Here is a 4,660-nt window from a genome sequence, read left to right as displayed (position 1 = left end):
GGGATATAGCGAAAGCCGGGCTTGTCTTTCAGGCCAAGGCGCTTGCGGTTGGCATAGGCAATGTCCAGACCGGACAGGTCCTGCACCTCGTATGGCCCCATGGCGAAACCGAATTCGCGCATGGCGGTGTCGATGTCCCACGGCAGCGCGCCCATCAACATCACGATGTCGGTGGTCTGGCGATAGCGGGTCAGGATGCGGTTGCCGATGAACCCGTCGCACACCCCCGCCAGCACCGGCATCTTGCGCAGCCGCGACGCCAGCCGCAGGGCGGTGGCCAGCGCGGCCTCAGAGGTGGCATCGGCGCGCACGACCTCAAGCAGCTTCATCACATGGGCCGGGCCAAAGAAATGCAGGCCCATAATCCGGCCCGGATTGGCAACGCCCTCGGCAATCTTGTTCACGTCCAGATACGCGGTATTCGAGGCAAGGATCGCGGTCTCGGGCAGGGCGGCGGCAAGCGACCGGAAGATGGCGCGCTTGACGTCCATGTTCTCGAACGCGGCCTCGATGGCGATTTGCGCGGCGGGCAGGTCGCCATAGCCCACCTTAAAGCTAAAACGCGCCATGCAGGCGGCCTCGGCCTGTTCAGCGGTCATGCGGCCGCGATACACGGCTTGGGCATACAGACGTTTGACATTTTCCTCGGCCCGGGCCGCAGCGGCCTCATCAGTTTCAACCAGCGCCACGTCCACGCCAACCCCGGCCAGCGCATAGGCAATCGATGCGCCCATATTGCCACCGCCGACAACAATCGCGGATGTAATATCCGTCGGCTGTTCACCAAGCGACCGGCCAAGGCTCATGGCGCGACGTTCAGCAAAGAACACATGCCGCAGCGCGCTGGCCTGTTCCGAGGCCCGCAATTGCAGAAACACGTCGCGTTCGCGCGTCAGGCCATCGCTGAGATCGCCGCTGGCCAGCGTCACCAGTTCGATCGCCGCCAAGGGGGCGATCTGACCCGCCATGCGTTTGCGCGCCAGCGCGGTTGCGGCCTTGATCGCCTCGGGCGAGGCCGCGTCGACGCTGCGGTGCGACACCGGGCGACGTTCGGACAGGGTTGCCGAGGGCAGGCTTTGCGCAGCAGCCAGCGGATCATCGTCAAGCTGATCGACCAGACCGATCTTTTGCGCCTGACGCGCGTTGATCACCTTGCCTTGCGGGATCAGGTCCAGTGCGGCATCCATCCCGATCAGGCGCGGCAGGCGTTGCGTGCCCCCGGCACCGGGCACGACGCCCAGCGTGACCTCGGGCAACCCAAGCGTGGTTCCGGGCACGGCGATGCGATAGCGGCAGGCCAGCGCGATTTCCAAACCGCCGCCCAGCGCGGTGCCGTTGATGGCGGCAATGCAGGGGGCGCGGAAGGTCTCGATCCGGGTCAGGACGTCGGGCAAGTGCGGCAGCACCGGCGGCGCACCGAATTCGCGCGCATCGGCCCCGGCGACGAAGTTCGCGCCGGACCCGGTCAGGATCACCCGGCTGACGCCCGCCGCTTCGGCTTGGTCCAGCCCGGCCATCAGCCCGGCCCGCACCTTGGCCCCGATCACGTTTACCGGCGGGTTGTCGATCGTCAGGATCGCAGCATCGCCACGGATTTCTACATGCACAGCCATAGTTTCAACGTCCTCAAAGCTGGGGCCGGATACCGCCCGAAACCGACAGGATTTCCCCGGTCACAAAACGCGCCTGTTCACTGGCCAGAAAGCTGACCGCGTCGGCGATTTCCTCGGGCTCGGCCATGCGGCCAAAAAACGATTGCCCGCTTAGGCGCGCCGCGTGGTGTTCGGGCATGTGGCGGGTGACCGAGGTGCGCGTCAGCCCCGGAGCCACACAATTCACAGTGATGGCAGGCGCCAGTTCCTCCGCCAGACTGCGGGTCATCGACGCGACCGCCGCCTTGGCCGCCGCATAATCGGCCTGCCCCGCCTCGCCGCCATAAACGATGCTGGCAAAGTTGATGATCCGGCCATAGCCCCATTTCTGCATCACCGGCGCGATACGCCGGATCAGGTGGAACCCACCCATCACATTCAGGTCCATAGTGGCGCGCCACTGGTCCTCGGACATGTCCAGAAACGCGGTGTAAAGCTGTTTCGAGCGCAGCCCTCCGACCACATTCACCAGCACATCCACCTGACCGATCTCGTCCAACGCCTGATCGCAAAAGGCGTTTGCCTCGTCCGCTACGGTCACATCGGCCCGGAACTGCGATATTTTCAGCCACGGCGCCCGCGCCATCAACAGATCGCAGGTTTCGGCAAGACGCGTGGCCGAGATGTCGGTCAGCGCAAGCGCGCTGGCCCCATCCGCCACCAGCCGGTTGGCAACGGCACGGCCCATCGGGCCGCCCGCGCCACTTAGCATTGCTGTCTTGCCGGCCAGCCGCATTTACTGGCCCGCCTCGTCCAGCAGCAGATTGCGCAGGGCGAATTTCTGGATCTTGCCCGAGGCGGTCGACGGTAGCACGTCGCGCAGTTCCAGACGCTCGGGCCAGTATTGCTTGGCCAGCTTTTGCTCGTCCAGAAAGCGGGTCATTTCCTCCATCGAGAAACTGGCGCCCGGTTTGGGCACGACAAAGGCGCAGGCCCGTTCACCCAGACGCGCGTCCGGATAGCCGACGATCGCCACCAAGGCGACCGAGGGGTGCTTGAACAACAGGCTTTCCACCTCGACCACAGGGATGTTTTCGGCCCCGCGAATGATGATGTCCTTCGAGCGGCCGCAGATGCGGATATAGCCGTTTTCATCAGCACGCGCGATGTCGCCTGAATCGAACCAGCCTTCGTCATCGACGCTGTTCAGATGCGGGCGTTTCAGGTAGCCGCCGAAGTTCGAACAGCCCCGAACAAACAGCTCGCCCTCGTTGCCGGTCGGGACTGGCTGGCCATCGGCGCCGCGGATCTGGATCTCCATCCCTTCCAGCGGATAGCCGTCGGTGGTGACCGCCTTGTCAGCCGGATCGTCCAGATTGGTCAGGGTCAGGGCACCGTTTTCAGTCATGCCCCAGGCCGAAACCACATTGGCCCCCAGAACCGCCCGCGCCCGTTCAACCACCGGGCCGGGAATGGCCGTGCCTGCACAAAGGAACGTCCGCAAGCTGCTGCTGTCCAGACCGCTTTCGTCTACGGCATTGGCCAGATCCAGCAGGAACGGGGTCGACGCCATAGTAAAGGTGCAGCGTTCGTCCTGCACCAGTTGTGCGGCGATATTCTTGTCCCAGATGTCCAGCAGAACAGCGCTCGCCTTAAGCTGAACCGGCATCAGCAGCCCATACATAAAGCCGGTCTGATGTGCCATCGGCGAGGCCATCAGCACGACATCGTCTTCACCCAGATGCAGACGCGCGGCATAGGGCACAAGGTTGGAATACATGGTGTTCGCAGTGTGCATCACGCCCTTGGGCTCGCCCGTGGTGCCCGAGGTATAGATCAGCTGGCACACGTCGTTGGCGTTCGGCAGGTTGCGGGTGACGATCTGTTGCAGGTCGGGTGCGTTTTCAAACTCGGGGTCCAACAACAGCGCGTCGAAATCCTTGTCGCCTTCGCCACCCAGAACGATCACATGTTCCAGATCCGGCAGATCGGGACGCATGGCGTCGGCCATGGCCGCGTGGTCGAAGCCACGGAAGACGCGCGGCACGACAAAGATCTTGGATTCGCCATGTTTCAGCATGAACCGCAATTCGCGCTCGCGGAAAATATGCATCACCGGGTTGAACACCGCACCAATGCGCGAGCAGCCCAGATAGGTCGCGACGAACTGCCAGCTGTTGGGCAATTGGCAGGTCACAACGTCATCCTTTCCCACGCCCAAACGGGTCAGGCCGACGGCCACCCGGTTGGCCAGCTTGTCCAACTGGGCATAGGTTAAATCAGTGCGTTCGCCGGTTGCAGCAACGACCGAGGTTACCGCCAGTTTATCCGGGCATTCCGCAAGACAGATGTCGTAATAGTCGTTCACCGTCTTGTTTTGCCAATAGCCCTTGGCGGTCATTTCCTTGATCCGTGGTTCGATCAGAACAGCATCGAATTTCATGGTCTTTCCTCCTCCCCTAGCCGGCTTGTCAGGCACAGGCCGTCTTTCCTCCGGCGCGGTGCCGGGCTGAAATGGTTGTCAAACTGTGGGTCGCGTCACCGGCCAGCGCGCTCGCGGGCGATGATGTTTTTCATGATATGCGCCGTGCCATCGCCGATTTGCAGACCCAGAACATCGCGCAGGCGCTGCTGGAACGGCAAATCCTCGGAATAACCGGCATGGCCATGGATCAGCAGGCAGGCATGGATCGCCTCATAAGCCAACAGCGGCGGCCACCATTTGGTCATCGCGGCTTCGGCGGTATGGGGCAGGCCATTGTCCTTGAGCCACAGCGCGTTCATCGACATCAGGCGGGCGGCTTCAAGCTTGGTATCGAAATCGGCCAGCTGATGCGTGACACCCTGGAAGGCCGACAGCGGTTTGCCGAAGGCCTCGCGTTCGTTGATATAGGCCCAGGTTTCATCCAGGCTCTGACGCGCGGTGCCGATGCATTGCAGCCCGATCAGCGAGCGCGAGAAATCGAAACCGTGCATGACCTGAGCAAAGCCCTTGCCCTCATCACCCAGTAGGTATTCCGCCGGCACGCGCACATTGTCGAACCAGATCGAGCCATGCCCGACCGAAT

General features: G+C 62.9%; 4 protein-coding genes. All 4 read right to left on the bottom strand.

The window, feature by feature from the left end; genetic code table 11:
- A partial coding sequence (locus ABYW26_RS10845; protein ID WP_372604871.1) for an FAD-dependent oxidoreductase occupies nucleotides 1-1,613 on the bottom strand: 1,613 nt, incomplete at its 3' end.
- 13 nt (nucleotides 1,614-1,626) lie between these two features.
- Nucleotides 1,627-2,388, bottom strand: a complete 762-nt coding sequence (locus ABYW26_RS10840; RefSeq protein ID WP_372604870.1) for an SDR family NAD(P)-dependent oxidoreductase — start codon at nucleotides 2,386-2,388, stop codon at nucleotides 1,627-1,629.
- The gene (aliA, locus tag ABYW26_RS10835; RefSeq protein ID WP_372604868.1) at nucleotides 2,389-4,035 is read right to left on the bottom strand and encodes a cyclohexanecarboxylate-CoA ligase; all 1,647 of its coding nucleotides are present in this window, start codon (nucleotides 4,033-4,035) and stop codon (nucleotides 2,389-2,391) included.
- A gap of 95 nt (nucleotides 4,036-4,130) precedes the next feature.
- Nucleotides 4,131-4,660: acyl-CoA dehydrogenase family protein (locus ABYW26_RS10830; protein ID WP_372604867.1), on the bottom strand; the 530-nt coding region annotated here is incomplete at its 5' end.

Origin of the sequence: Actibacterium sp. (assembly GCF_041584535.1) — a bacterium.
GTDB lineage: Bacteria > Pseudomonadota > Alphaproteobacteria > Rhodobacterales > Rhodobacteraceae > Actibacterium_D.
The sequence above is the reverse complement of the archived record's forward strand: the minus strand, read 5'-3'. Positions and strand labels throughout refer to the sequence as shown.